This window comes from Rhodococcus sp. NPDC055024 (genome assembly GCF_053608585.1).
Window position 1 is genome coordinate 32,624 of the sequence record NZ_JBSGVT010000005.1, and the last position, 26,770, is coordinate 59,393.

Below are 26,770 nucleotides of genomic sequence, written 5' to 3' on the forward strand. Positions count from 1 at the left end.
TCAGCTAACGATCACACATCTGTGCTGAAGCGCACGCCACCGTCCGGCAGCGTCACGCCCGGCCACACGCGCGCGCCGCGCAACAATTCGCACCGCGCACCGATGTCCGCGCCGTCACCGATGACGGCGTCGCGGACCAGCGCTCGGGGTCCGATACGGACGCCGAATCCGAGGATCGATCGCTCGACCACCGCACCGGCTTCCACTACGGCGCCGTCGAAGAGAATCGCACCGTCGAGGCGCGCACCTGCGCCGACTTCTGCGCCTCGACCGACAACCGTGCCGCCGATCAGGACGGCGCCGGGTGCGATTCCGGCTCCGGGGTGCACCAACGACTCGCCGCGCGGACCTTCGAGAGCGGGTGAGGGCGCGATACCTCGCACCAGGTCGGCGGAACCGCGGACGAAGTCCTCGGGGGTTCCCATGTCACGCCAGTACGACGAGTCGACGTGGCCGAACACCCGCTTGCCCTCGGCAAGCAGATTCGGGAACACCTCGCGCTCGACCGACACCGGTCGTCCCTCGGGGATCTGCTCGATGATCTCGCGCTTGAAGACGTAGCAGCCGGCGTTGATCTGATCCGTCGGCGGATCCTGGGTCTTCTCCAGGAATGCCGAGACTCGTCCGTCCTCGTCGGTCGGAACACAACCGAATGCACGTGGGTCTCCCACGCGAACCAGATGCAGGGTGACGTCGGCGTCAGTCTTCTCGTGGGTCTCGAGAATGGCGTTCAGGTCTGTGCCACCGAGCACGTCACCGTTGAACACCATGACGTTGTCGCCGCGCAACTTCGGGAGCACGTTGCGAATTCCGCCACCGGTGCCCAGCGGTTCGGTCTCGAAGACGTAGTCGATCTCGAGGCCCATCTTGGAGCCGTCGCCGAAGTAGTCCTCGAATACCTCTGCCTTGAAAGACGTTCCGAGCACCACGTGCTTGATACCGGCCGCCTCGATACGGGCGAGCAGGTGTGTCAGGAACGGCAGGCCGGCGGTCGGAAGCATCGGCTTGGGCGCAGACAACGTCAACGGACGCAGCCGAGTGCCCTTGCCACCTACCAGGATTACGGCGTCGGTCGGATTCGGATCGGACATCATTTTCCCCCGTGGTTCGAAACTGATGGGTTGTCGGTCGAGTTGTCGGTGCGAGCGCGCTCGCGGACAGCAGAAGCTACGGCGATCTTTGACCGCACGGCCAGGCCACTGCGCAAGGCAAGTCGCAGCGGAGCCTGCCACCAGTGCGGATGGCGATCGGCCTGGAACTGGTAAGCGCTCCGATGATGGGCCGGCAACATCAGCTCCGGATGACGGCCTGCCGCATGGCCTTTGGCGTGGGTGACAGTGGCCGAGGGTACGAAGACGTTGAGCCACCCGGCTTTTCCGAGGCGGTCACCGAAATCGACGTCCTCCATGTACATGAAGTATCGCGAGTCGAAACCGGAGATGGCATCGAAGGCGTCGCGCCGTACCAGCAGGCACGAGCCGGAAAGCCAGCCCACTGCGCGCTCGGTGACGGCCTCGTTCTCTTGACGGTACCGAGCAGTCCACGGGTTTTTCGGCCACACCGTGCCGAGCAATGCGTGCCCGACGCCCGAGGTGATGTCGGGCACGGTTCGCGCCGACGGATAGACGCTGCCGTCCGGTTCGAGGACCTTCGGCCCCAGTGCACCGGCCCTTGGCCACCGATTTGCCGCGGCGACCAATTCGTCGAGTGAACCGGGTGCCCATTGGACGTCTGGATTGGAAATCACGACAAATTCGATAGACGAATCGATCTCCGCCACAGCCCGATTTATCGCTCCGCCGTAGCCGATGTTTCCACCGGTTCGAAGCAGACGAACATGCTCGTACTTGGCATCAGCGGCCTCGGGGGCGCCATCGGTCGACCCGTTGTCGGCCATGATGACCTGGGGTTTTTCTGTCGTCGCCACGGCGAGCGTGCTCAAGAAATTCTCGAGATGCTCGCCTGGCGAGTAGGTCACCGTTACCACGGCCAGCTTGGGACTCACGCCGGTCAGCCTAGCCGTCCGCGGGCACTGCCCCGAACAAAGCTCACGCCAGAGCGGCGTGCAGAGCCTCTCGCCACGGACGCAGCGGCGTCATTCCCGCGGTAACCCACGCGCGCTCGGACAAGACCGAATACGCCGGGCGGGGAGCAGGGCGCACGAAGTCCGCGCTGCTGCACGGCCGCACCCGAGCCGGGTCTGCGCCGATCTCCTCGAACACAGCGCGTGCCAACTCGTACCAACTTGCCTGCCCACCATTGGTCACGTGGAATGTCGACGAACCCGTGAAGTCCCGCAGCGCGAGTTCGACGATCCCGCCCGCCAGGTCGAGACTGTAAGTAGGTGACCCGACCTGATCGTCCACGACGTTCACGAATTCACGTTCGGCTTCGAGCCTTCGCATCGTGGCGACAAAATCCGAGCCGACACCGGAATACACCCACGCGGTACGGACAACCGCCACGTCTGCCCCGGACTCCCGGACAGCTACCTCGCCTGCCAGTTTCGTTCGTCCGTATACCGTCGCCGGACCGGTCGCTGCGTCGACGTCGTACGGTGTGCTCGCGTCGCCGGGAAACACGTAGTCGGTCGAGACGTGGATCAACCGCGAACCCACCCGCGCACAGGCTTGCGCGAGATTCCGCGGTCCGATCTCGTTGACGGCCTTCGCCGCCTCCTGGTCGGTCTCGGCGGCGTCGACGGCCGTGTACGCGGCGCAGTTGATCAGCACCGAGCCGGGCGAGACGAATTCGTCGACGGCATGGCTGTCGGTGATGTCCAGCTCGTCGGATCCGACGGCCGAGACGGGAAGACCCGCCGAGGTAGCGAGGGTTTCGACACGGGTCCCGAGCTGCCCTCGGGCGCCGGTGAGCAGGATATTCGTCACACGGTTCAGTCTGGCACGCCGCGTCGAGGTACCCGCGGCCGAGCATCGGACCAGTAACCTGAAGGAGTGTCCCACCAGCAACCGCAGCGCCGCGCGCGTCCACGACCTGCGCCGATTCGGACCAAGACGAGCCCGGCTCGCATAGCGGTCGCGGTACTCTCCGTGCTCGTACTGCTGGTCACCGGGTTCGCATGGCGGGGTGTGGACTCGTTGAGGAGCAGCCTTGCCACAGCCAGCGGCCTCGGCCTCGGTGGCGGCAAGGACGGAGCCATCGACATTTTGATGGTGGGAACCGACAGTCGCACCGACGCTCACGGCAACCCGCTCTCACAAAGCGAGCTCGACTCGTTGCGCGCTGGTGAGGAAGTTGCGTCCAACACCGACACCATCATCTTGATCCGCGTCCCCAACGACGGAAGTTCCGCTACCGCGATCTCGATTCCCCGCGATGCGTACGTCAACGTCCCCGGTATCGGTATGTCGAAGATCAACGCTGCGTTCGGTGCCACCAAGGAAACCGAGCGACTCAAGTTGGTCAACAACGGGTCGTCCGACAGCGACGCCGACAAGAAGTCGACGGAAGCCGGCCGGACCGCGCTCATCGGAGCCGTGGCGAATCTGACCGGAATCACCGTCGATCACTACGCCGAAGTCGGTCTACTCGGATTCGTCCTGCTGACCAACGCAGTGGGCGGAGTCGACGTCTGCCTCAACGCGCCGGTCGACGAACCGATGTCCGGCGCCAATTTCGCAGCCGGGAAACAGACCCTCGACGGCGCCGACGCGCTGAGCTTCGTCCGTCAACGACACGACCTCCCCCGCGGCGACCTCGACCGGATCGTGCGCCAGCAGGTGTTCATGGCGTCCCTGGTCAGCAAGGTGCTCAGCGCAAAAACACTCAGTGACCCCGGCAAGCTCAGTCAGCTGACCTCGGCCGTTCAGCGTTCTGTCGTGATCGACGACGACTGGGACATCATCGAATTCGCCAAGCAGTTGCAGAATCTGGCCGGCGGCAAGGTGCAGTTCGAGACGATTCCCGTCCTCGACATCAACGGCATGACCGACTACGGAGAGTCCATCGTCAAGGTCGATCCCAAGGCCGTCAAGAAGTACATCGCCGGATTGGTCGGCGCCGACAGTGAGGACACAGAGGAGACGTCCGAGGCACCGACCACCGTGAATGCGTCCTCCATCACGGTCGACGTCGCAAACGCCAGTGACATCGCAGGATTGGCCAGTGGGGTCTCCGAGGCCTTGAGCGCCCTCGGTTACAAGCAGGGTCAGGTCGGTAACAACACCGGAGCGGACGTCACCGAATCCACGGTGTTCGCAAAGTCCGCGGACGACGACGCTGCACTCGCAGTCGCCGAGGCACTCGGCGGCCTGACGGTCAAGGCCGATTCGTCGCTGTCCTCCGGCAAGGTTCGTGTTGTCATCGCCGAGGACTACAGCGGACCGCAGTCCGCGGACGCGGTTTCCCCGTCCGACGGGGCGACAACCACCACTGAATCGGCGAGCACGACCGAGACCAGCCCCACCCCCGCCCCTCCCGGTCCGCCGATCGACGCAGCCTCCAACGGCCCGCGCTGCGTTAACTGACCCGCTGCGTAAGCTGATCAGGTGCCTTCGCCTGTAGACAACCTGACCGACGCCCTCCTCGGACCGATCTTGACTGCCGACCCGGCCGGGCCTCGCGTGACCTACTACGACGACGCCACCGGCGAGCGCATCGAATTGTCTGCGAGCACGCTGGCCAACTGGGCGGCAAAGACAGCGAACATGGTTCGGGACGAGTTCGCTCTCGAGCCCGGCGGCAAGGTTGCCGTGCTGCTTCCCGCCCACTGGCAGAGCGTCGCTGTGCTGTTGGGTGTGTGGTGGGCAGGCGGCGAGGTGGTCCTCTCCCCCGACGCTGACGCCGAACTCGCTTTTGTCACTGCCGACCGCCTGGAAGACGTTGCGGACGTACCCGAAGTCGCCGCGCTCTCACTCGACGCGTTCGGCAAGGGCCTGAGCGATCTTCCGCTCGGTGTTGCCGACTACGCGACCTCCATTCGAGTACACGGCGACCAATTCCGTAGCGCCGGAGCCGGTTCGGCACTGGAAGGCCGGTCTGTCGCGGACACGATCGACGCGGCACGGGAATCGGCGAAGAACTCCGCACTGGCATCGACAGATCGTGTCCTCTCGAGCCGCACGTGGGAGACGGCCGACGAGTTGATCGACGGACTTCTGGCAGTTCTCGCTGCAGGCGCCTCACTCGTGCAGGTGGCCCACCCGGACGCGGAAGCTACCGCGCGCCGAGTGGGCACCGAAAAGGTCACGAAGCAGTTCTGAGCGTCAGCTCGCGAGAGCTGTCACCGGCGAGGCCAATCCCGCCCGCCGAGCGGGGAGCAGTGACGCGATCACCCCGCAGATTCCGCCGATCAACACGATGGCCACCAACTGCACCCACGGGACTGCGCTGAGGGCGACGTCCTCGATCCCGAACACCGAAGCGGTACCGGCTACACCGAACACCATCCCGAACAGCACTCCGATCACCGATGCAACTCCTGCCACCAGCAGTGCTTCCCAGATCAACATGGCTCGAATTCCCTTCCTGGTCAGTCCGAGTGCACGAAGCAGTCCGGATTCGCGGCGCCGTTCGAGAACGGACAGCGCCATGGTGTTTCCGACGCCGATCAAGGCGATCAACACCGCCACCGACAGCAACCCGGCAACCACCATGAGCATGGTGTCGAGGATCGAATCGAGGGCCGAACGCATTTCGGTCATTCCCTGAACTTCGCTGCCCGGAGCTTCCTGGCGTGCGAGTTCGGTGATGCGGTCGGTGGTGGCCAAAGCCTGTTCGTCAGTGTCCGTGCCCAACCTGACCCAGTACGAATCGGTGGTCGGCGCGGAGGCCGCTGCACCGAGATCTCCTCGATCCAGCAGTGCTGGTTGACCTTTCACCCCTTCGATCACGCTGACGTTCACGGCGCCGCGATCCCCGCGCACCGTTGCCGTATCGCCCGCCGAGAGATTGTATCCGCTCAGATCGTCCGGAGAGAGCACCAGTTGACCGACAGCAGGCACCGAGATCTCGGTACGCAGAACATCTTTCACCTGGGCAGCGTCGACACCGAATCCGGCCAACGAGCCGCGCCCGTCGATCGTCAGCTCGGCTTTTTCCAGACCGCTCACTGCGCCGACCCCGTTGACTGCGGCGATGTCGGTCCCCAAACCGGCCGGAAGGGGCGCCGAACCGGAACTGCTCACCATCACGTCGACGGGGAATTGGCTGTCCATCGCCGCGGGTGCAGCTTCCTTCACAGTCGCGATTCCTACGACGAGCGTGCTCGTCAAGGCGACGCCGATCAGCAGTGCCGTGGCTGTTGCCGAGGTCCGGCGTGGATTCCGGCCGGCGTTGCCCGCTGCCAGGCTGCCCACGGGGCCGATCACCCTCGCCAACACTCCGCCGGCCGCATTGATCAGGGCAGGCACGATTCGACCGGACAGGGCTGCAATCCCGAGGAACGAGAACAGTCCACCGGCGGTCGCCGCCAGCACCTGCTGATTCGTCACTCCCAGGACGGTCATCGCGATGCCCGCGAGCAGGATCACTATGCCGAGAACGCGGCGCACCACCGATACCTGAACGCTCTCGGGCTTGGACTCCATCGGCTGCAGTGCTGCCAACGGGGACAGCCTCGTTGCCGCGCGACCGGGCGCAGATGCAGCGAGCATCGTCATCACGATGCCGACTGCAAGGCCGACCAGCACGGTCACCGGGGTGACGCTGAGTGACGAAAGTGGAACCGGCACATCTGCGGCCGTGGCCACGCGACCGATCGCCCAGGCGAGTCCGATACCCAGCCCGACGCCGATCACCGAGGCGATCACACCGACCGCCGCGGCTTCGCTGCGAATGCTCCGGCGAACCTGCTTGGCCGTGGCGCCGACGCATCGGAGTAACGCGAGTTCCTGAGTGCGCGCCGCGAGGAGCACGGCAAACGTATTGGCGATCACCAGCGCGGCAACAACTACGGCGATAGCGCCGAAGGCGAGCAGCACCGTGCTGAGGATCTTGGTGCCGCCCATGTAATCCGCTGCCGCATTGTCGGTGGCTTCTTCTCCGGTCAGCACGGTGGAGTCCGCAGGCAACGCGCTCTCAACGGAATCCACCAGCTGTTGCTGCGAGCGCGAGCCGTCACCGGCTACGCGGAATTCACGTTCGGCACTGTCGCCGGCCCAGGCGCTCACCTGCTCGGCAGTGGTGAACACTTTCATCCCGCCCAGGCGCTGGGCCGAACCGGAGAGATCGACCAATCCGACTACCTCCGCGGTGGGTGCAGCGGCACCGACCGTCGAATCCCGTGCCGTGACTGTGATTCGGGCACCGATCGGTATCCCGGAGTCCGCGCTCACCAACACCTGCCCCAGACCGGCAGGAATCGATCCCTCCGACACCTTCTCCCAACGCAATTCGGGATTGTCGGCGATCGAGAGCGCATCCCCGTAGGACGCACCCTTCGCCTCGGAATCGACACGAACGTACGTCGACACGTCCTCGGCCACCGCCGAGACACCCGGCACTGCGCTCAGCAGGGCTTCCGTCACGCCTGGACCGGAGGCGACAACGTCCGTGGTTTCGTATTGCGACGCAAGTGATTTACTCACACTCGCGTCCACCGTCGAGCTCAATGTCAAAGTCGCGACGATGTATCCGACCGCGATCACCACGGCAAGTATCGACGCCACGTAGCGCCCGGCATGCGCCCGTGCCTGGGCAAAAGCCAGACCCTTCATCGCAGTGCGCCCGAAGCTGCGGGAACATCAGCCAGGTCGTCGGCACCGAGGGCTCGCATGGCACCGATCACCGAGTCGACCGTAGGAGCGTCGATCTCGCCGGCAATGCGCCCGTCTGCGATCAACACGACGCGGTCCGCGTACGACGCCGCCACCGGATCGTGCGTCACCATGACGACGGTCTGACCGGTCTCCCGGACACTGGTCCGCAAGAGCCCCAGAACCTCTGTCCCGGAACGGGAATCCAGGTTGCCGGTGGGCTCGTCGGCAAAGATCACGTCGGGCTGCGGCAGTAGTGCGCGGGCGACGGCTACGCGTTGCTGCTGACCGCCCGACAACTCGTGCGGCAGGTGATCGAGACGCTGCGACAGGCCCAGCTTGCCGATCACCTCGTCCATCCACTCGGGCGAGGGTTCACTGCCCGCCAACTTCATCGGCAGCAGCATGTTCTCCCGAGCAGTGAGCACCGGTAGCAGGTTGAACGCCTGGAAGACGAACCCGATTCGCTCACGCCGCAGTTCGGTGAGTTCGGTGTCGCCGAGTTTCGTGACCTCGGTGTCACCCAGGAAAACCTGCCCACCCGAGACCGTGTCGAGTCCGGCAAGGCAGTGCATGAGCGTCGACTTTCCGGACCCGGACGGGCCCATGATCGCGGTGAACCGCTCGCGCCCGAAGTCCACGTCGACTCCGCCGAGCGCGTGCACCGTGGTCTCACCGGTGCCGTACACCTTGGTGACACCGCGGGCAGTGATCGCCGGCACTTCGGCTGGTTCCGTCGTGGTGTGCGCTTGCATTCTTTTGCCCTCCGTAAAGCTTCTCGCTATGACGGAATCGACGTTATTGCAGCGCAAGTGGTCTCCGCGTCGGAGCGCGGGGCGATCTTGGAAAGCCCGGTGTCATCCCGGGGTAGGACTGAACAGAGCTGCTCGTCAGCCCTCGGTACCGAGGAGATCCGCGCGCCGGACAAGTCCGACCTGGAAAGCGAAGACGACTGCCTGCACACGATCGCGTGAATGGGTCTTCGAAAGAACCCGTCCGACATGGGTTTTCACTGTCGTCTCGGAGACGTGGAATTTCGCGGCGATCTCCGAATTGGACAGCCCGTACGCCATGGCCTCGAGCACCTCGACCTCGCGCGGTGTCAACTCTTCGGGCAGCTGCGCTTCGGGCGCCGAGCCTTCCAGGAGCGGACCGACGTGCTGTAGCAGTCGCCGAGTGGCCCGGGCTTCGATCACAGCGTCCCCGCGGTGCACAGTGCGGATGGCGTCGAGCAACTGCTCCGGTGGGACGTCCTTGAGCAGGAATCCGCTGGCGCCCGCCCTGATGGCCGACATCACGTACTCGTCGTTGTCGAAGGTGGTGAGCACCACGACCTTCGGCGCATTCGGGTCGGTCAGCAGCCGACGTGTCGCCTCGATGCCGTCCATCTTGGGCATCTGGACATCCATCAGGACAACGTCGACATGACGGGCGGCCAACTCGGTCAACGCCTGCTGACCGTCCGAAGCCTCGACCACCACCGACAGATCCGGCTGCGAGTCGATGACCATTCGGAAACCTGCGCGGACCAGCTGTTGATCGTCGATCAGCGCCACTGCGATCGGAGCCACGTGTTCGTCCATGCCACCCACCTTAAGACCTACGCAGACGTTTCAAGATTACCCAGACGTTCGTTCGTACGGCAGGACGGCCCGGACGCTGTATCCGCCGCCTGATTTCGGTCCGGCGGTGACCTTGCCTCCGTGCAGTTTGGCGCGCTCGGCCATCCCGATCAGTCCCTGTCCGCCTGGTGACGATTCGACCAACGCGGCGCTGCCACCTCGTCCGTCGTCGGTGATGCCGAGAACGAGTTCGGTGTCACTCCACGTCATCTCGACGCTCGCCTGAGCTCCCGGCCCGGCGTGCTTGAGAACGTTCGTCAGCGATTCCTGAACGATGCGGTACGCCGTCAACCCCGCGCCGGCGGAGAGTTCACGCGGTTCCCCGCTGACACTGACGGTGATATCGAGTCCGCTGCTGCGCAACTCGTGGAAGAGACTGTCGATGTCGCCGGCACCCGGGATCACCGAGAAATCGCGCGGTGTGTCCTCACGCAGGACGGACAGAAGCGATCGCATGTCGGTCAACGCCTGGCGCCCGGTGGAGGCGATGGTTTCGAGTGCCTGAATTGCAGCCTGAGGATCTTTGGCCGCACTGTAGCGTCCGCCGTCGGCTTGGGCGATGACGACCGTCAACGAGTGGGCGACGATGTCGTGCATCTCGCGCGCAATCCTCGACCGTTCGCTGATCGTCGCGATCTCCGCTTCCTGCGCACGCTCGAGTTCGAGAAGCCGAGCACGCTCGGTCAGACCTTCCAGTTGCTTGGTGCGCACTCGGCGCAGATCACCGAACGCCCAGACCGCGAGCATGAAGATCATGACCGCAACGGACTGCATGACCTGCGAGGACACGGGGATTCCGTCGTAGCCGAAGTATCGAACGGTCCCGGCAATCGAGCCGAGCAACGCAAGCACCAGGCCTGTGAGGGAACTCCACCGTGCGCCGTAGGCAGCAAGTGCGTACAGAGAGATGGGAACTACGACGGCGGACGCGAGCAGCGTATTGCCGATGACGATCACGTGCAGAACCGCGAACGCCGCGATGACCATGCCGGAGAGTTCCGGCCGTGAGCGTCGCCATGCCAGCGGAACGGTCATGCCCAGCGAGATGAACACCGCAAGCGGACTCGCCTCGACCGCAACGACAACGCTGAACAGTGCGGCAACCGTCGCAATGCAGATGTCCACACCGCGAGCATGATCCGCGCTCCAACGGACGAAGCGCTCACTAGTCGGAAAACGAGCCATGCCGCCAACAGTAGCTTTTACTCAGCTTCGGCAACTTCAACTCAGGTGCGGTAACCGCCGTCTTCGAGTCCGGCCTCGATTTCGAATCGGTTCCGCGGCCCCCTGTGACGCAGTTCCTCACGGAGGTACAACAACCCGAATGCGATTCCGTACCTGGCCCATTGGTCTGCGTGAACGGCCTCGTGCCGAAGGACGGATCGAGTCGTGTTTCGTCGGGTGAGATATACACCACCGAGAGTTGTTCCGCCTCTGGCGAACCCGCGGCGCAGGCCGGAGGCGACAAAGATTCCGGACTCGTCGTCGAAGCGGATGTCCGCGCCGAGAATCCCGGCGTACAGCAGGGCGACGCGGGTGACGAACGCGGACTGCGCGCTGCCCCGACTCGCTCGGATCAGCGGCAGCCCGCGTCGTGCACACACGAGAAGATCAGCCCAGCAGTTTTTCGCGGAGCGCCTTGTCCTTGTCGAGCACCATGGACTCGAGGCTCTCCTGGAACGCCACCATCCGCTGCTGCAGTGCGGGATCCGAAGCACCGAGAATCCGAGCAGCCAGCAGACCGGCGTTGCGAGCGCCACCGATCGACACTGTCGCCACCGGGACGCCGGCAGGCATCTGGACGATCGAAAGCAGCGAGTCCATACCGTCGAGGTACTTGAGCGGCACCGGAACACCGATGACGGGCAACGGCGTGGCCGAGGCAACCATGCCCGGAAGATGCGCGGCGCCACCGGCCCCGGCGATGATGACCTTGATTCCGCGGCCGGAAGCTTCCTTGGCGTAGTCGAGCATCCGCTGAGGCGTGCGGTGCGCCGAGACGACACCGACCTCGAAGCGGATACCGAACTCCGCAAGAGCTTCGGCTGCAGCTTCCATGGTCGGCCAATCCGAATCGCTGCCCATGATCAGGCCGACCTGCGCGCTCTCACTCACCGTGTACATCCCATCCGTCGGTCCAAACTGCGTACGAAAGCCAATGTGCTGCGCGCTCGGCGCGTTCCCGAACTGCGGCAACGTAATTCGGATCGTCGATGGATCCGGCGCCGCCCACGATGTTGACGTGCCCGATCTTGCGATCCTTGCGCTCACCCTTGCCGTACAGGTGGATCTTCGCGTCAGGCATCCGAGCGAACAGGTGATGGACACGCTCGTCCATCGTCATCTCGGGAGCTTCCGGCGCACCGAGAACGTTGGCCATCACGGTGACCGGCGCGATCGGCGACGTATCGCCGAGCGGGTAGTCGAGAACCGCGCGCAGGTGCTGTTCGAACTGAGAGGTGCGGGCGCCGTCCATCGTCCAGTGACCGGAGTTGTGCGGGCGCATCGCCAACTCGTTGACCACGAGAGTGCCGTCGGTCGTCTCGAACAGTTCGACGGCCATGGAGCCGACCACACCGAGCTCCGACGCGATGCGCAGCGCCAACTGTTCGGCTTCCTCGGCAACGGCACTCGAAAGCTCGGGGGCAGGTGCGATCACGACGGCGCACTGGCCGTTGCGCTGAACCGTTTCCACGACCGGCCACGTAGCGCCCTGTCCGAACGGCGACCGCGCCACCATGGCGGACAGCTCCCGACGCATCGAGACCATTTCCTCGACGATCAGCGGTACACCCTTGTTCAGCTGCTCGGTGACGATGGCTTCTGCTTCGTCCTGATCGTCGGTGATCCAGACGCCGCGGCCGTCGTAGCCTCCGCGTGTTGCCTTGATGACGAGCGGCCAACCGTGTTCGGAGCCGAAACGCACGACGTCTTCCGCCCACGTCACTTCGGCGTACGCGGGTACGGGTGCGCCCAGTTCGGCAAGTTTGCGACGCATGAGCAGCTTGTCCTGAGCGAAGATCAGAGCCTGCGGCGGCGGCTGAACGTTCACGCCTTCGGCAACAAGAACCTCGAGGTGCTCGGTCGGCACGTGCTCGTGGTCGAATGTGAGTGCATTGGAACCGACCGCTGCACGGCGGAGAGCATCGAGGTCGGTGTGGCTGCCCAGTACGACGTCGGGGCTGACCTGAGCTGCCGGTTCGTCCGCGGTCCCGGAGAGCACTCGGAGCGTCTGGCCCAGGGCCACCGCCGCCTGGTGCGTCATCCTGGCCAACTGTCCGCCACCGATCATGGTGACGACGGGCATGGTTGCTTTTGCCGGTCGAGGGGTGGTCGGGCGGGCGGGGATCTGCGCGGGATCGTTGTTGCCGGTCACGGCTCTCTATGTTGTCATGTGCCGCGTTCGCCCGTTCATTCAGCGTTCCCAATCTGTGATTCTGCTGATGATTCCGCGGCAAATTGGTGGTAACGCGGTTTCGTTTCGTAAACTCATCTGTTGTGCCATTTGTCGACGGGGTCATTGCCCGCATACCCCAACCGTTTCGTGACATCGCTCTGCGTCACAGCGAGCTGATCAAATTCGCGATCGTCGGCGGCACGACCTTCCTGATCGACTCCGGCATCTTCTACACACTCAAGCTGTCGATCCTCGAATCCAAGCCGATCACGGCCAAGATCATCGCCGGCGTCGTCGCGGTGATCGCGTCGTACATTCTCAACCGCGAGTGGTCGTTCAAGAACCGTGGTGGCCGTGAACCAGCGCACGAAGCTGCGCTGTTCTTCATCATCAGCGCCATCGGTGTCGTCATCAGCTTCATCCCGCTGTACATCTCCAGCTACGTCTTCAACCTGCGCGTACCCGAAGTGAGCTTGGCGACGGAGAACATTGCCGACTTCATCAGTGCGTACGTCATCGGAAACTTGCTGCAGATGGCGTTCCGATTCTGGGCCTTCCGCAAGTTCGTGTTTCCCGACGAGAATCCGGAACCGCTCGAACTATCCGACACCACAGGATTGTCCGAAACCACAGCGCTATCGGAACCCACCGCGCCTGACCCGATTATTCCTGACGCCGAAGAGGAGCTCGGGCACTCCTGAGTTTTCGGTCAACGCGGTTCGCGGTGCGGAACGACGTCCGCGGGCGGAGCAGTGTTGGCCACCGGCAGGAAGACCGCGAACAAGGCAGGCTTACGCCGCTGCAGTTCCAATCGACCCCCGTCGGCTTCGATCAGAGCGCGTGCGAGTGCCAACCCGACGCCGGTGGACCCGGCGCCCGAGAATCCTCTGTCGAAGATATGGGGCGCAAGATCGTTCTCCACGCCGGCGCCTTCGTCGGTGACCTCGACGCACACCATCGAGTCACGACGAGACGAACTGCGCCCGGCACCGTCGATCAGTCGGACAGACACCGTGCATGTGCCTTCACCGTGTTCGAACGAGTTGTCGACCAGAACGGAAACAGCTTCACGCAGACGCGATCCGGTGGTCGCGGCCATCACCGTGCGATCGCCTCGTAGGCGGAGCCTGCGCCCCTCTCCGTCGAACTGAGCCTGCCAGTCGCGGGTCACCTGTTCCAGCTCGCCGACTACCGACACCAAACTTGCCGACGACCCGCTGGTACGCGACGAGCGAATCAGATCGTCGATTCCGTCGGTGAGCCTGTCCACTTGAGCCATCGCTTCCTCGGCCTCGTTCACGACGTCAGGATCTTCGTGAACCGACAACTCGTCCAGACGCAACCGCACCGCGGTCAGTCGACTGCGCAGTTGATGCGAGACGTCCGCGACCAGCGCGCGCTCTCGTTGCAGCCGCACGGAGATCTCCACGGTTGCCGCGTCGAGGACGTCGGAAACGCGGTCGAGTTCGGGGATGTCGTGCCGACGAGGATCCGGCCGGAAGTCACCTTCGGCGAGGCGCGCCGCCCGGTCGGCCACGTCCTGCAGCGGATCGGCAAGCCGCCGCGCAGTGACCACGGCGACCACGGTGCCTGCCGTGATGGACAGAAGCACCAGTACGCCGACCGCCATCACCGCCTGCTTCTGCTGGGTGCGCAGGTTCTCCGACGGCACCTCGAGGCGCAACGAGCCAGAGGTGCCCATCGCGAGCGATTCGACGAGTGCGTTCTTGACCGTCGCCTCGCCGACGTCGACACGCGCGGCGCCGTCGACGGCAGTCGGATACACGACGACCAGGCGCCCGTCGTTGGGAGTGAGGACCTTGAGCGAATCGGTGTTCAACGCACCTTCGACGAGTCCGTTCGTCCCCTCTTGCGCAATGACCTCGGCGGCCATCCGGTCGAGTCGCACCCGGAGATCACTCCGCGTGACGTCCTCCACCCAGAGCCACGCCGTGTAGATCAGCGGAACCCCCAGCAGCAACGCCGTCATGATCACGACAGCGAGAATCGACTGCAATATGCGACGCCGCATGCCGGCAGTTCCTGATTCTCGAGGAGCTAATCGGTGTTGATTCGGAAACCGACACCGCGGACGGTCGCGATTCTGCGTTCCACGGCCGGGCCTTCGTCACCGATCTTTCGACGCAACCACGACATGTGCATGTCGAGCGTCTTCGATCCACGTAGCTCGACGTCGCCCCACACCTCGCGAAGGATCGTATCGCGCGAAACTACTTCCCCGGCATGCTCGAGGAGGACTCGCAGAAGCTCGTATTCCTTGTTGGCCAAGGCGATTTCGGAACCGTTGACGAGTACGCGACGCGCCGCCGGCTCGAGCCTGATGCCACCGACCTCGACGATCGTGTCCTCGCGGCCACCGTGGCGACGCAAGAGTGCTCGAACACGTGCCATCAACTCGGCGAGACGAAACGGCTTACTGACGTAGTCGTCGGCCCCCGCGTCGAGGCCGACCACGAAATCGACTTCGTCGGTCCTGGCGGTCAGCATTAGAACGGCGAGCGAGGTGCGATGCGCACGAATCTGTCGACAGACCTCGAGGCCGTCCATGCCCGGAAGGCCGAGATCGAGAATCAACAGATCGAAATCACCATCGAGCGCCTGCTGCAACGCAGCGGGTCCGGTCGGTTCGACCGTCACCGAATACCCTTCACGCCCCAATGCGCGGGAGAGGGGTGCAGCAATGGCCTCGTCGTCTTCGGCTAGCAATACGGCAGTCACACGAACAGACTACGGACAACACGCCTTTGCACGTTGATTACCAGCCATTTCGATCGTTCGGGTCGTCGTTTTCACCTGACGGCCGCTGTGGTGGAGGCGGTGGTGGCTGCTGCGTGGAATCGAAAACCTGGTGATACAGCAGGGCGTGAACGTGCTCGACATCCGGAATGTCGTCGAACTCGAGCGGATCGTCACTGGCAGAAGCGATGACCAGAGTTCCGGTCTTGAGCATTCGATCGATCAGGCCGTGGCGGAACTGAACATTGCTGATCCGCCCCATGGGAATGTCGATACCGGTGTGCGTGAGCACTCCGTGGCGGATGAGTACACGTCGATCGGTGACGATGAAATGCGTGAACTTCCAGACCGTGAACGGCGCAATCGATCTCCACGCCACGACGGCGAGCCAGACGATTCCGACGGCGATGGACGACACGGCCCGAGCCGTGCCGTCCAATCTCGTCTGAGCGAGGCCCAACAAGAACCCGGCGACGGCCGTGGCTAGCACGAACGTCAGCGCCGGAAGCACCAACATCTTCCAATGAGGATGGCGATGCAGTATCAGTTCCTCGTCCTGAGCGAGGGCGTCTTCGGGATATCCCATGACGGGAAGTCTGCCATCCCGCACCGACTTTCAGGCACACCGACCTTCAGGCACACCGACTTTCGGGCTGATGCTCAGGGCTGCGCGATCTTTCGCAGCACCAGCGGGGTCACGACGATGATGATGCCGTAGAGCACCATCCACACACCGACCACGATGCGGAAGACGTCGAGCGAAAGTTCCGGCTGCAACAGGACGATTGCACCGGCAACGATGCTGATGACTCCGAGCACGATCGACAGGCCGCGATCGACCGTATGGCCGGATGCTGCATCGACCAGGTCGAGCACGCCTCGGAACACCCACCACGCGCCGATCACCAATGCGATCAGGACCACGGTCTGCAAAGGGCTTCGGAGAACGAGGAATCCGAGGAGCACTGCCAACGCTCCGGAGATCGCGACCAGCGTCCGGGTTCCACCCGTAGCCGTCACGTCTGCGAACGAACGGATGATCTGGACGAGTCCGAATCCGAACAGCTGAATCGCGATGACAACCGCCACCACGAACAGGGTGGCATCCGGCCACGCGAGTACCGCGATACCCAGGCCCAATGTGAGGACACCGAGCAACACCGTCACGCCGGTGAGTACGCGGCGGGCGCTCTCGGCCGTCTCGGCTTCGGTCGGAACAACGATCGGTGTGGTCATGACGCCCCTAGGCAGCTAAGTAGATCCCGCAGTCGAGTGAAATGAAGGACGGACGGTTGGTTCGAAACAGGTCCGGGCCAAAAATTAGCACTTTGGTGCCAGAAAATCCGGCAAGGCTCACGATTCGGTTACCGGGGCGGCCCGAAGGTGTGTGATGTCACCCGCTGCGACCGCAAAGGTCTCTCCTTCTGCTCCCTCGATTTCGATGACGACGCGGCCGGAAGTGTCGACGTCGGTCGCGATACCGAACACCTCCTTGTCGCCCGGCAAAACCGCGCGGACTCGTTTACCCAGCGTCCCGCAGCGCTGCCGGTACTCGGCAGCCAACACAGATGTATCCCATTTCGATGATTCCCAAGCACGGAATTGCGTCGCCAACTCGCGGGCGATTGCTCGAACGAGGGTGTCACGGTCGACGGTCGATGCTTCTTCGATCAGGAGCGATGTGGCGGTCGGGACGGGCAGCTCCTCGACACCCAAGCTCACGTTCAGTCCGATCCCCACCACCACCGCGGGATCGGGCGCCGTCCTTGCCACCTCGGCCAGAATTCCGGCCACCTTCTTGTCACCGATGAGAACGTCGTTCGGCCACTTGAGTTCTGCGGGGACTTCGGCCACGTTGCGCAGTGCGTCGACGACTGCAATTCCCGACAGCAGCGGGAGCCAGCCCATGTCTGCGAGATTCATTCCGGGCATCGACAACAGAACCGACATCGAGATCTGCGCTTGCGGCGGACTCACCCAAGTGCGCGAATGCCGGCCGCGCGCACTCGCTTGATATTCGGCGATCAGAACATGACGGTCGGCATCCGGATCTGCCGCTCGCGCAAGGAGATCCGCGTTCGTCGAACCGGTCTCCGCGACCACGTCGAGGCGGTTCCAGAAAACGCGCGCGTCGTCGTTGTCGCTGCGCACGAGTGCGCGGCGTAGGGCATTGCCGTCGAGGGGCGGTCGGTTCAAGTCGGTCCACATACCCCCAGCCTATGACGACGGCGAGAATGTACTGGTCAGTAGCTTGAGCCCGCGAAACCGCGACAATCGGACCTGCCTTCGAAGCCCCCCACACACTCTCGTTAAGCTCACGTCCATGACCACTGTCCAAGAGCCGAACGCGCCGGAGGCGGCGGCCGCACCCGATATCCACACGACCGCGGGAAAGCTCGCGGACCTGCGGAATCGCCAAGCCCAGGCGCAGGCACCGAGCGGCGAAGCCGCCATCGACAAGGTGCACGCCAAAGGCAAGCTGACCGCCCGCGAGCGCATCACCGCCCTCCTCGACGAGGGCTCCTTCGTCGAACTAGACGCACTGGCACGGCACCGAAGTGTGAACTTCGGCCTCGCTGACAACCGCCCGGTCGGCGACGGCGTCGTCACCGGTTACGGCACCATCGACGGCCGCGACGTCTGTGTCTTCTCACAGGACGCCACCGTCTTCGGCGGATCGCTCGGCGAAATCTACGGTGAGAAGATCGTCAAGGTCATGGACCTCGCGATCCGCACCGGTCGCCCCCTCGTCGGCATCAACGAAGGTGCAGGCGCGCGCATCCAGGAAGGCGTCGTCTCGCTCGGCCTCTACGGCGAGATCTTCCACCGCAACGTCCAGGCCTCGGGTGTCATCCCCCAGATCTCACTGATCATGGGACCCGCCGCCGGCGGCCACGTCTACTCCCCCGCGCTGACCGACTTCGTCGTCATGGTCGACGAGACCTCCCAGATGTTCGTCACCGGCCCCGACGTCATCAAGACGGTCACCGGTGAAGACGTCACGATGGAAGACCTCGGCGGTGCTCGCACCCACATGGTCAAGTCCGGTGTCGCCCACTACGTCGCTTCCGGCGAGCAGGACGCACTCGACTACGTCAAGGACCTGCTCAGCTACCTGCCGTCCAACAACCAGGCAGCAGCGCCCCGCGGCGAGATCACCGACCCCATCGTCGGTTCGATCGAAGAAAGCCTGACGGCCGAGGACATCGAACTCGACACCCTCATCCCGGATTCGGCCAACCAGCCGTACGACATGCACGAGGTCATCCGTCGCATCCTCGACGACGACGAGTTCCTCGAGGTCCAGGCCGAGCGCGCGATGAACATCATCGTCGGTTTCGGTCGCGTCGACGGACGCTCGGTCGGCATCGTCGCCAACCAGCCCACCCAGTTCGCCGGCTGCCTCGACATCGACGCTTCCGAGAAGGCCGCTCGCTTCGTGCGCACCTGCGACGCGTTCAACGTCCCGATCATCACCCTCGTCGACGTTCCCGGCTTCCTCCCCGGAACCGAGCAGGAATACAACGGCATCATCCGCCGCGGCGCGAAGCTCCTCTACGCGTACGGCGAAGCAACGGTCGGCAAGATCACGGTCATCACCCGCAAGGCGTACGGCGGAGCGTACGACGTCATGGGCTCCAAGCACATGGGCGCCGACGTCAACCTGGCATGGCCCACCGCTCAGATCGCCGTCATGGGTGCGTCCGGAGCAGTCGGATTCGTGTACCGCAAGCAGCTTCTCGAAGCCGCGAAGAACGGCGAAGACGTCGATGCATTGCGCCTCAAGCTGCAGAACGAGTACGAGGACACACTCGTCAACCCGTACGTCGCCGCTGAGCGCGGATACGTCGACGCAGTCATTCCTCCGTCGCACACCCGCGGACAAATCGTCTCCGCATTGCGACTGCTCGAGCGCAAGGCCGTTTCCCTTCCGCCCAAGAAGCATGGGAACATTCCCCTATGACCGCAACCACCGAGGACATTCTCAGCGAAGATGTCGCACTGGCGGAGACTGCACCGACCAACGGTGCAGTCGTCGAGGGAAGCGCGACGGACGTCTCGCTCACCGAGCTGACCGAGACGTCGACATCCGACGCGTCGGTCATCAAGATCGTCAAGGGTTCGCCCACCGACGTCGAGATCGCGGCACTGGTCAGCGTGCTTGCTGCAGCTGCCGGCAGTGGTCAAGCTCCCGAGTCCAACGTTCCCGCGGAGACCTGGGGCGATCCGACTCAGTTCCACCGCACGCGTGCGCCGTTCTCGCCGTACGCGTACCTGAACCCCGCGATCCGTCGCAGCTGACAATCAGTATCTGCTGACGTGACTCAACTGGTTCTAGCTTCAGCGTCCCCGGCTCGCCTCGCAGTTCTGCGGGCGGCCGGGGTTTCGCCGCTTGTCCGTGTCTCCGGTGTCGACGAGGACAAGATTGCCGACAACCTCGGCCCCGACGCCGCTCCCGAAAAAGTCGTGACGGTGTTGGCCGAAGCCAAGGCCGCCGAAATCGTCCCCGGCCTCGCCGCCGACAATCTCACCGACGTCGTGGTTGTCGGGTGCGATTCGATGCTCCTGATCGACGGGCAGCTTCAAGGTAAGCCGGGCAGCGTCGATATCGCCCGAAAGCGATGGGCTGCAATGGCCGGTCGCAGCGCCACCCTCTTGACCGGGCACTGTGTCCTGCGCGTGGCCGACGGGCGCATCGTTCGCATGGCCTCGGATCACAGCGCAACGGTCGTTCATTTTGCGCAACCTTCCACGGAGGATCTCGAGGCATACCTGGCAACGGGCGAGCCGCTCCAAGTTGCCGGAGCATTCACCCTCGACAGTCTCGGCGGCTGGTTCGTGGAGAGGATCGAGGGCGATCCCTCGAGCGTCATCGGTATCGGATTACCTTTGGTGCGAACACTTCTCGAGCGCGTTGGAGTTTCCGTCTCGGATCTCTGGCGCACGCAGAGCATCTTCTGACGCGTTTTTCTTCAAGCACGACGACCAGCTCCGCATCGGATCCATGCCGATGCGAAGCTGGTCTTTTTGTTGTCCCTGAAGAGGTTTGCGACTTCAGGTTTTGAAGGTGGTGTTCGCTGGCCTGGGGTGCTGCCCGGGATCGATCGAGGGCGGCGGGATGAACCACGGTTTGTTGTCGACACCCATCCGGATTTCCCATTTACCGACGAACCCCGATTTGCGGTGCATCAACCGGTGATGTGAACGGCACAGTAGGACAAGGTTGTTCATCACCGTCGGACCGCCGTTCGCCCAGTGCTTAATGTGGTGCGCATCGGTCCAGGCCGGTACGCATGTGCAGCCGGGGAACGCGCAGCCCTTGTCGCGGGCAATCAGCGCGACGCGTTGTTCGGCGTTGACCAATCGTTTTCCGGGTCTCGCATCCAAGGGTGCGCCGTGATCATCGAGCAACACAGTCGACAGGAAGCAATCACACCCCAACAACCTCGTCTGCGACACCGACAGCGGCCCGAGCCACGGCATGTGCCCGACATCAAGATCCGGCCGAGACTCTTCACCATCAGAAGGCGCTGCGGCGCAGTCCCGATGCTCAGCGAGGTCGCGGGCGTTGATGTGCACGTTCACATGCGGACGCTGCCCACCATCCGTTCCGGTTTTGGCGCAGTCGAGGTACCGGCGGATCAGTTCGGTGAACCCGTCCGCCGTCCGCTTCGCCGCCGACCGGGCATCGGGAGTTCCATCGGGTGCTGGGGTCGGCATCGTCAAATTCGACAACGCCGACAGCAGCATCTCGCCGGTAAGAGCATCGAAATCACCGCGCACCACCACGCGACCGTTCAACGTCGAGGCGATACGGAGCTCGTTCCGATCCACGTCTTCGGCAGGTGGAATCTCATCGGGCTCGAACACCCGCTCCAAAGTCGCGATCACGTGCCGCACCTTCGTCGTCGTCGCTTCCACCCCGGACGCAGCAGCGAGCAGTAGGTCGATGCAGCGAGGGAGCGCTTCCTCCGGCATCCCCTTCGGCGGGGATTCACAGAACGCGACGATCAAAACGGCATGATCGAACGAGCAATCCCCACCATCGAAGCCTGCTGCCACGGCCGGGAACGCGCGTAGCGCTGCCCCCAGGGCGGCGATCTTCTTCCCGTCCCGAACCTGCAGCATCGTGTTTGCCGCCAACCACGCACCCACCCCGCGGGACGCGATCACCTGATCATCCGGACGCATCGTCAGTTCGTCCACCACCGCCACTCGCACCGCTTCCAGGCGAAGAATCTCCGTACTCGCCTCGACAGCAGCGGCGCGTAACTCGGCAGCAGACAACCGCCACAGACGTCCGCGCAACCCCACCGCAGAACCCGACACCACTTCCGACGACAAGACACTCATAGAATCCCCCGATCCCCTACACACAGGGTACTCGAACACCCGTTCGAGTCAAGGGCAAATTTTCAGACTGGCGAATTGACCCGAGGTAGGGCAGTCGACGCCAACCCGATGCCGAGCGCAATTGCTGCGATGATCGCGAGTACACGGCGCTGAGCTTCGAGAAATGCTTCGCCGGCAGCGGCCCGAGTGGATGCGTACGCGGCATCAACTGCCACTTGAACGGATTGACCCCCGGCACCAGCGGAGCCGTCGCGGCGACATTGCGGCGCCACCTCCATCGGTGTTCCCGATGCCAATTGACTTGTCGCACAATCGACAAAGGCCTTTTCTGCGATGTCGACGAGACCAGGGGCCACGCCGGCCGCTTCGAGGTGTGCAACGTATTCAGGCCGCTCCCCCTGCACCGCTTGCGGAGCCTGCCCTGCCACGAGCGAGAAGAACACCACGCCGATCAATGCCAGTCCGATGGAGCTACCGACCTGCTGAACGGTCGGAAGAAGCCCGGACACCGAACCTGCGTGCGCCGGCTCGACCGTCGCGAGGATCGCGGTTTGCAGAGGTGCCACGAACAGTCCCAGCCCAGCGCCTCCCAGAAGCAGTGGCCCGGCGAGCGCCAGCCAGCGCGGATCAGTTCCCTCGTGTTCGAGGATGACCGACAATGCGATCAGCGAGCCCGCAAAAACCACCATCCCCAGAATCAGGACACGGTTTCCGAGCATCCGGTACACCGCCGATGAGAGAACTGCCGCCACACCCATGCCGACGGCCCACGGCAGCGTCATCACTCCCGCTCTCAGCGCGGAGAATCCGAATCCGAACTGGAGCGTCAGGCTGATGGTGAAGATCAGCGAAGTCAAGGTCCCGAAGAACACGAAGGCAAGAATCGCACCGATGGCAAAGGCTCGGTCGCGGAAAAGCTCGAGACGAAGGACGGGATCGCCGCCTCGTTTCCCCAGACGCGATTCGTAGAGCACAAAGGCCAATGCCACCGGCACAGACATCGCGAGCATCACCACCAGCCCTGCCGGCCATCCACGCGCCCTCCCCTCGGCCAGGGGAAGGATCAGCAGGAACAGCGCCAGCGACGACAGCGCAGCGCCGATCAGGTCGAGTGAGCGCACATGCTCGGCGCGAGCATCGACGAGATGGAAGAACCCGAGGATCAAGGCGGCGATACCGATGGGGATGTTGACGAAAAAGATCAGGCGCCAACCCCAGTCGAAGAGATTCCATTCGATGAGCAGCCCGCCGACCAGGGGTCCACTGACCGTTGCCAGCCCTATCGTCGCTCCGTAGATCCCGAACACCCGCGGATGCCTCGCCTTCGGGAACAGACCCGAGATGATGGCAAACGTCTGCGCCGACATCGAACCGGCCGCCAGCCCTTGCAGGCCGCGGAAGACGATCAACATCGTCGCGCTCTGAGCGAGCCCGCACAGCAACGAGGCTGCGACGAATACGGACAGGGCGGTCAGAAACACAACCCTGCGACCGAACAGGTCCCCCAGCCGGGCCGCGGTGATCAAGGAACACGCGAAGGCCAGGATGTACACACTGACCATGAGCAACTGCGCTGAGACGCCGGCTTGAAGATCGACGGCGATGCTCGGTAGCGCGACATTGACGATGGTTGCGTCGAGCAACTGCATGAACGCCGCCGCCAGACTCGTGGCCAAACCGAGCCAGGGCGTCAGAGAAGTTGATCGCCGTCCGCTCTTGTGGTCGGCGCCGACAGCGTCACCTAAAGGGTCCGGAAGCACCGAATGATCCTAATCGACACGACCCTTCTAGAACCTGTTCTTGTTTAGATTGTAGTATTTCGGACAATTCAGTCCCGCAGATGGGATAGTTCGTCGTCTGCCCATTTTCAGAGCAGGCTTCTCGACGACACACGCAGGAGTTCTACTCGATGGATCTGAACTTGATCACCCATTGGCACCCGCTTCCTGGACGGGTAATCGAATGGGGCGTCACGCATGCTTCCGCTCAGCGAGCCGCCGAAGCCGAGATCGACCGAGAACTACCCCCGACCACGATGCAGGATCGCCACCTGCGACGCGCCCGCGTCACCGCAGAAAAGGGCGATCCTCAGTCTCCGTGGATCGGTATCGCCTTCGATTTCGCCGGAACCCTCGACCGCGACGCCATGACGCGAGCCCTGCAGCGATACGTCCGACGCCACGACACACTGCACAGCTGGTTCTCCTTCGACGAGGCCACCACCGACGCAGCGGACACCTCGTTCGAAGTCCGTCGACACGTCGTGCCGGTCGAGAGCATCGAACTCGAGTACCGCATCGGCGACGACGTCTCCGAATCCGAGGCGATTCGCGCGCTCGTCGCCACCAAGTTCGCCACGGAAACCAGCGCGCTGCAGTGGCCGGCATTCGTTTTCGGCGCCGTCGAGCACGATCACACCGACACGGAAGCCCAGCCGAGTTTCACCCTGTTTCACGCCGTCGACCACGCTCACTCGGACATGAACTCGATGGTCCTGATGTACGCAGAATTGCGTCAGTTGTACGCAGCGGAAACGACCGGGTCACAGCCCGAGTTGGGTCCCGCGGGAAGCTACGCACAGTTCGGTCGTGTCGAGCGCGCGCGAACAACCGAGCTGACGATGCAGTCACCCGCAGTGCATCAGTGGCTCGGTTACCTCATGCGCAGCGGCGGCTCGTTCCCCGGATTTCCCCTCCCACTCGGGGCCGAGGACGCCCCCAAACCGGCCATCGGTTCACGCTTCGACCTGGCCGACGACACCGAGTGCGAGAAGTTCGGTGCGATCTGTAAAGCCAACGGCGCCAACTTCATCGGTGGGATCTTCGCCGCGCTTGCGATCGCGGAATTCGAATTGGCCGGGCGCGACAAGTACATCGCTCTCTCGCCGGTCAGCACGCGAACCGAGGCCGACTCGTTTGCGCAGGGTTGGTACATCAATCTGATCCCCGTCGGCATCGACGTCGACGACAAACGACGTTTCACCGAGTTGGCGAAAGTCGGGCAGCAGGGTTACCACGATGGCAAGGCATTGCTCGATGTCTCTGTGCAGCAAGTCATCGACCTGGTTCTGTCGAGCTTGGCCGACTCGGATTCCGCTCCCGGCGGACTGTCGAAAACGCTCACCCCGCCGCCGATCGTCTCGTACATCGACGGTCGACGCATGCCGGATCCGTACAGTTACGTCGAGACGAAGGCTACGGGAATCGTCGGCGGCAAAGAGACTCAGATCGCGTCGATGTGGATCAACCGGATGCACACCGGTACGTGGATCGCCGTGTCACACCCCGACACCCCCATTGCCCACGAGTCGGCCACCCGCTTCGCCGAGCACGTCTCCAACATCATCAAAACTGTTGCAGCTCAGGGCGACTACTCGTTCTCCGCACCAGAGGGAGTGTCCTGATGCATGTCACCTCGATCGATCGATACGGACTCGAGCCCGGAATCGTCACCGAATGGTCACTCCAACCCGCTGACGGCGCCGTCACGGAGTCGGAGGTACCACCGTCGTACAACCAGCATTTTCATCTCGAAACTGCGCGAACACACGGCATGGGCCGAAGTGTGTGGATGGCAGCCGCATTCGACCTTCCCGGCGAACTGAATCGGCCGGCACTCGATCTCGCACTGCGCCTGTTCATCAGTCGCCATGACACGCTGCACACGGGATTCGAGGTGGGCGAGTTCACCACCACCCGAATGGGACTCGACCCTGACGGCACACACATCGAGACTTCCGAGCCTCTGAAATTCGATTCCACCGAAGACCTACGAGCGCACCTCAAGAAGCGATTCACGACGGTGTGCGATCCTCTGACCTTCCCTGCCTACACGTTTGCCACGGTCGAACGCGAAGAGCACTACACGGTTCTGAGCGCGTTCGATCACACACTCGTCGACGGTTATTCGTTGGTCATCGCCCTCGGGGAACTGCGACAGATCTACGAGGGACTGATCGTCCTCCCCGAACTCGGCCACCGCGAGGCCGTCGACGCAGTGATGAACCGGCTGGGTGACCCGGGAAGTTTCGTGCGGTACTGCGAATTGGAGGCCGACGCTCTGCTTCCCGTCGACAACGACCCCCGAATCCGCGAGTGGGCCAGGTTCTACGAGATCTGCGGCGGTACATCGCCGAGTTTCCCCTTGGATCTCGGCGTCGAAGGAGGAAAGCCCGCGCCGCAGGGCGCCGATGTGCGCGTGCTGCTCGACGAGGAATTGACGGCGACGTTCGACGAGATCTGCCTCTCCGCCGGCGGTAGCGTTTTCACCGGAATCCTCACTGCGATGGGCCTTTCCGTTCACTCGCACACTGGACAGTCGACACTTCCGCTGCAATTCCCACTGCACATCCGCAAAGATCCGCGATGGGCCGACGCGATCGGTTGGCTCACCACGAGTGCGCCGATCACGGTGCAGATCACTCCCGATGCGGATTTCGGTGCATCCCTTGCACATACGCACGCGTCGTTCCGAGTTGCGTTGACGCTCGAAGGCGTCACCATGGCTCAGGTTCGAGATGCTTTGGGCGACAAGATTCGACGCACGCGCACCGACGTCTTCATGGTGTCGTACATCGACTACCGCAAACTTCCCGGCACCGACGATCACGATCTCCTCAACGCTCATCACATCAGCAACGTGACGGTCGCCGACGATGCCCAGTTCTGGATTTCGCGGACGAACCGCGGTCTCTCGCTGCGCTCTCGCTTCCCGGACACCGACACCGCAAACGAAACCATGGTGAATTTCCTCACCGAGCTCGACCGGATTCTGAGAGAAGTCTGCGCCCGGGGCGTGACGCCGATCGGAAGTGTCACCGAACAATTGAGAGATTCGAGCGTCGGAGCAGGAACACCGAGAATTTAGTTTCGGCAACGGGTACGAGCAGGCAGAACCTGCTTCCAGGCGTCTCGCCTTGCGCACAG

The 26,770-nt window shown here is 63.5% G+C and carries 25 protein-coding genes; 8 read left to right on the forward strand and 17 right to left on the reverse strand.

The features are described 5' to 3' along the window. Positions 1-11: 11 nt before the first annotated feature. Genes ACWF6P_RS13000 through rfbD form a run of 3 tightly spaced genes read right to left on the reverse strand, consistent with a single transcriptional unit; the run spans position 12 to position 2,888 of the window. Entirely contained in the window at positions 12-1,094 is a 1,083-nt protein-coding gene (locus ACWF6P_RS13000; RefSeq protein ID WP_019747766.1) for a mannose-1-phosphate guanylyltransferase, read from the reverse strand. Next, positions 1,091-2,005: a glycosyltransferase family 2 protein gene (locus ACWF6P_RS13005; protein ID WP_452621260.1), complete on the reverse strand. Its 915-nt coding sequence runs from the start codon at positions 2,003-2,005 to the stop codon at positions 1,091-1,093. Before ACWF6P_RS13005 ends, ACWF6P_RS13000 begins: the two co-directional genes overlap by 4 nt. Before the next feature lie 43 nt (positions 2,006-2,048). Next, complete coding sequence (rfbD, locus tag ACWF6P_RS13010; RefSeq protein WP_452621261.1) at positions 2,049-2,888, reverse strand: dTDP-4-dehydrorhamnose reductase; 840 nt, start codon at positions 2,886-2,888, stop codon at positions 2,049-2,051. A 66-nt stretch (positions 2,889-2,954) separates the two neighbouring features. Here rfbD and ACWF6P_RS13015 point away from each other — a divergent pair, with 66 nt between their 5' ends. Together ACWF6P_RS13015 and ACWF6P_RS13020 are read left to right on the forward strand one after the other, a co-directional pair. Continuing rightward, positions 2,955-4,487 (forward strand): LCP family protein, encoded by a 1,533-nt coding sequence (locus tag ACWF6P_RS13015; RefSeq protein ID WP_452621262.1) that lies wholly within the window; start codon positions 2,955-2,957, stop codon positions 4,485-4,487. Positions 4,488-4,508: 21 nt separating this feature from the next. Continuing rightward, on the forward strand, positions 4,509-5,222 hold the full coding sequence (locus tag ACWF6P_RS13020; RefSeq protein ID WP_378447633.1) for a TIGR03089 family protein: 714 nt from the start codon (positions 4,509-4,511) through the stop codon (positions 5,220-5,222). Positions 5,223-5,225: 3 nt separating this feature from the next. Here the strand turns inward: ACWF6P_RS13020 and ACWF6P_RS13025 are convergent, their stop codons facing one another. The 7 genes from ACWF6P_RS13025 to ACWF6P_RS13055 all read right to left on the reverse strand — a co-directional run bounded on the left by ACWF6P_RS13025 (position 5,226) and on the right by ACWF6P_RS13055 (position 12,644). Continuing rightward, positions 5,226-7,676: an ABC transporter permease gene (locus tag ACWF6P_RS13025; RefSeq protein ID WP_452621263.1), complete on the reverse strand. Its 2,451-nt coding sequence runs from the start codon at positions 7,674-7,676 to the stop codon at positions 5,226-5,228. After that, positions 7,673-8,470: an ABC transporter ATP-binding protein gene (locus tag ACWF6P_RS13030; RefSeq protein WP_452621264.1), complete on the reverse strand. Its 798-nt coding sequence runs from the start codon at positions 8,468-8,470 to the stop codon at positions 7,673-7,675. Before ACWF6P_RS13030 ends, ACWF6P_RS13025 begins: the two co-directional genes overlap by 4 nt. A gap of 135 nt (positions 8,471-8,605) precedes the next feature. After that, positions 8,606-9,298 carry a response regulator gene (locus ACWF6P_RS13035; RefSeq protein WP_452621265.1) on the reverse strand — a complete coding sequence of 231 codons (693 nt, stop codon included), beginning with the start codon at positions 9,296-9,298 and terminating at the stop codon, positions 8,606-8,608. 36 nt (positions 9,299-9,334) lie between these two features. Then, the gene (locus ACWF6P_RS13040; protein ID WP_347872076.1) at positions 9,335-10,522 is read right to left on the reverse strand and encodes a sensor histidine kinase; all 1,188 of its coding nucleotides are present in this window, start codon (positions 10,520-10,522) and stop codon (positions 9,335-9,337) included. 41 nt (positions 10,523-10,563) lie between these two features. Next, entirely contained in the window at positions 10,564-10,941 is a 378-nt protein-coding gene (locus tag ACWF6P_RS13045; RefSeq protein WP_452621266.1) for a hypothetical protein, read from the reverse strand. A 7-nt stretch (positions 10,942-10,948) separates the two neighbouring features. Further along, the gene (purE, locus tag ACWF6P_RS13050; RefSeq protein ID WP_039973205.1) at positions 10,949-11,461 is read right to left on the reverse strand and encodes a 5-(carboxyamino)imidazole ribonucleotide mutase; all 513 of its coding nucleotides are present in this window, start codon (positions 11,459-11,461) and stop codon (positions 10,949-10,951) included. Then, on the reverse strand, positions 11,445-12,644 hold the full coding sequence (locus ACWF6P_RS13055; protein ID WP_378447830.1) for a 5-(carboxyamino)imidazole ribonucleotide synthase: 1,200 nt from the start codon (positions 12,642-12,644) through the stop codon (positions 11,445-11,447). The genes purE and ACWF6P_RS13055 overlap by 17 nt, the downstream gene beginning before the upstream one ends. 191 nt (positions 12,645-12,835) lie before the next feature. On the opposite strand from ACWF6P_RS13055, the gene ACWF6P_RS13060 reads away from it, so the two are divergent. Further along, a complete protein-coding gene (locus ACWF6P_RS13060) occupies positions 12,836-13,435 on the forward strand; it encodes a GtrA family protein (RefSeq protein ID WP_378447637.1) in 600 nt (199 codons plus the stop codon). A gap of 8 nt (positions 13,436-13,443) precedes the next feature. Here ACWF6P_RS13060 and ACWF6P_RS13065 read toward each other — a convergent pair whose 3' ends face one another. The 5 genes from ACWF6P_RS13065 to ACWF6P_RS13085 all read right to left on the reverse strand — a co-directional run bounded on the left by ACWF6P_RS13065 (position 13,444) and on the right by ACWF6P_RS13085 (position 17,699). Then, the gene (locus ACWF6P_RS13065; RefSeq protein WP_283303545.1) at positions 13,444-14,766 is read right to left on the reverse strand and encodes a sensor histidine kinase; all 1,323 of its coding nucleotides are present in this window, start codon (positions 14,764-14,766) and stop codon (positions 13,444-13,446) included. 26 nt (positions 14,767-14,792) lie between these two features. Further along, positions 14,793-15,473, reverse strand: a complete 681-nt coding sequence (locus ACWF6P_RS13070; protein ID WP_452621267.1) for a response regulator transcription factor — start codon at positions 15,471-15,473, stop codon at positions 14,793-14,795. Positions 15,474-15,510: 37 nt separating this feature from the next. Beyond that, a complete protein-coding gene (locus ACWF6P_RS13075) occupies positions 15,511-16,077 on the reverse strand; it encodes a PH domain-containing protein (RefSeq protein WP_452621268.1) in 567 nt (188 codons plus the stop codon). Positions 16,078-16,151: 74 nt separating this feature from the next. Continuing rightward, positions 16,152-16,727 carry an HdeD family acid-resistance protein gene (locus tag ACWF6P_RS13080; protein ID WP_230812521.1) on the reverse strand — a complete coding sequence of 192 codons (576 nt, stop codon included), beginning with the start codon at positions 16,725-16,727 and terminating at the stop codon, positions 16,152-16,154. Between the two features lie 117 nt (positions 16,728-16,844). Beyond that, complete coding sequence (locus tag ACWF6P_RS13085) at positions 16,845-17,699, reverse strand: biotin--[acetyl-CoA-carboxylase] ligase (RefSeq protein ID WP_378447640.1); 855 nt, start codon at positions 17,697-17,699, stop codon at positions 16,845-16,847. Positions 17,700-17,814: 115 nt separating this feature from the next. Here ACWF6P_RS13085 and ACWF6P_RS13090 point away from each other — a divergent pair, with 115 nt between their 5' ends. From ACWF6P_RS13090 to ACWF6P_RS13100, 3 genes are read left to right on the forward strand one after another with little or no spacing between them, the layout of a single operon-like run. Next, positions 17,815-19,455 (forward strand): acyl-CoA carboxylase subunit beta, encoded by a 1,641-nt coding sequence (locus tag ACWF6P_RS13090; protein ID WP_378544939.1) that lies wholly within the window; start codon positions 17,815-17,817, stop codon positions 19,453-19,455. After that, positions 19,452-19,793 (forward strand): acyl-CoA carboxylase subunit epsilon, encoded by a 342-nt coding sequence (locus ACWF6P_RS13095; RefSeq protein ID WP_230812517.1) that lies wholly within the window; start codon positions 19,452-19,454, stop codon positions 19,791-19,793. The genes ACWF6P_RS13090 and ACWF6P_RS13095 overlap by 4 nt, the downstream gene beginning before the upstream one ends. A gap of 18 nt (positions 19,794-19,811) precedes the next feature. Continuing rightward, complete coding sequence (locus tag ACWF6P_RS13100) at positions 19,812-20,453, forward strand: Maf family protein (protein WP_007731146.1); 642 nt, start codon at positions 19,812-19,814, stop codon at positions 20,451-20,453. A gap of 93 nt (positions 20,454-20,546) precedes the next feature. Here the strand turns inward: ACWF6P_RS13100 and ACWF6P_RS13105 are convergent, their stop codons facing one another. Both ACWF6P_RS13105 and ACWF6P_RS13110 read right to left on the reverse strand, forming a co-directional pair. Continuing rightward, positions 20,547-21,845 carry a DUF222 domain-containing protein gene (locus ACWF6P_RS13105; RefSeq protein WP_452621269.1) on the reverse strand — a complete coding sequence of 433 codons (1,299 nt, stop codon included), beginning with the start codon at positions 21,843-21,845 and terminating at the stop codon, positions 20,547-20,549. A 62-nt stretch (positions 21,846-21,907) separates the two neighbouring features. Next, positions 21,908-23,605: an MFS transporter gene (locus ACWF6P_RS13110; RefSeq protein WP_452621270.1), complete on the reverse strand. Its 1,698-nt coding sequence runs from the start codon at positions 23,603-23,605 to the stop codon at positions 21,908-21,910. 149 nt (positions 23,606-23,754) lie between these two features. Here ACWF6P_RS13110 and ACWF6P_RS13115 point away from each other — a divergent pair, with 149 nt between their 5' ends. Both ACWF6P_RS13115 and ACWF6P_RS13120 read left to right on the forward strand, forming a co-directional pair. After that, positions 23,755-25,248 (forward strand): condensation domain-containing protein, encoded by a 1,494-nt coding sequence (locus tag ACWF6P_RS13115; protein ID WP_378447644.1) that lies wholly within the window; start codon positions 23,755-23,757, stop codon positions 25,246-25,248. Then, on the forward strand, positions 25,248-26,711 hold the full coding sequence (locus ACWF6P_RS13120) for a condensation domain-containing protein (RefSeq protein ID WP_452621271.1): 1,464 nt from the start codon (positions 25,248-25,250) through the stop codon (positions 26,709-26,711). The genes ACWF6P_RS13115 and ACWF6P_RS13120 overlap by 1 nt, the downstream gene beginning before the upstream one ends. Positions 26,712-26,770: the final 59 nt, after the last annotated feature.

Bases quoted from the DNA above. Each gene is read 5' to 3' on its own strand.
- ACWF6P_RS13000 (WP_019747766.1), bottom strand. From the start codon at position 1,094: ATGATGTCCGATCCGAATCCGACCGACGCCGTAATCCTGGTAGGTGGC.
- ACWF6P_RS13025 (WP_452621263.1), bottom strand. From the start codon at position 7,676: ATGAAGGGTCTGGCTTTTGCCCAGGCACGGGCGCATGCCGGGCGCTAC.
- ACWF6P_RS13030 (WP_452621264.1), bottom strand. From the start codon at position 8,470: ATGCAAGCGCACACCACGACGGAACCAGCCGAAGTGCCGGCGATCACT.
- ACWF6P_RS13035 (WP_452621265.1), bottom strand. From the start codon at position 9,298: ATGGACGAACACGTGGCTCCGATCGCAGTGGCGCTGATCGACGATCAA.
- ACWF6P_RS13040 (WP_347872076.1), bottom strand. From the start codon at position 10,522: ATGGCTCGTTTTCCGACTAGTGAGCGCTTCGTCCGTTGGAGCGCGGAT.
- purE (WP_039973205.1), bottom strand. From the start codon at position 11,461: ATGTACACGGTGAGTGAGAGCGCGCAGGTCGGCCTGATCATGGGCAGC.
- ACWF6P_RS13055 (WP_378447830.1), bottom strand. From the start codon at position 12,644: ATGCCCGTCGTCACCATGATCGGTGGCGGACAGTTGGCCAGGATGACG.
- ACWF6P_RS13065 (WP_283303545.1), bottom strand. From the start codon at position 14,766: ATGCGGCGTCGCATATTGCAGTCGATTCTCGCTGTCGTGATCATGACG.
- ACWF6P_RS13075 (WP_452621268.1), bottom strand. From the start codon at position 16,077: ATGGGATATCCCGAAGACGCCCTCGCTCAGGACGAGGAACTGATACTG.
- ACWF6P_RS13080 (WP_230812521.1), bottom strand. From the start codon at position 16,727: ATGACCACACCGATCGTTGTTCCGACCGAAGCCGAGACGGCCGAGAGC.
- ACWF6P_RS13085 (WP_378447640.1), bottom strand. From the start codon at position 17,699: ATGTGGACCGACTTGAACCGACCGCCCCTCGACGGCAATGCCCTACGC.
- ACWF6P_RS13090 (WP_378544939.1), top strand. From the start codon at position 17,815: ATGACCACTGTCCAAGAGCCGAACGCGCCGGAGGCGGCGGCCGCACCC.
- ACWF6P_RS13095 (WP_230812517.1), top strand. From the start codon at position 19,452: ATGACCGCAACCACCGAGGACATTCTCAGCGAAGATGTCGCACTGGCG.
- ACWF6P_RS13105 (WP_452621269.1), bottom strand. From the start codon at position 21,845: ATGAGTGTCTTGTCGTCGGAAGTGGTGTCGGGTTCTGCGGTGGGGTTG.
- ACWF6P_RS13115 (WP_378447644.1), top strand. From the start codon at position 23,755: ATGGATCTGAACTTGATCACCCATTGGCACCCGCTTCCTGGACGGGTA.
- ACWF6P_RS13120 (WP_452621271.1), top strand. From the start codon at position 25,248: ATGCATGTCACCTCGATCGATCGATACGGACTCGAGCCCGGAATCGTC.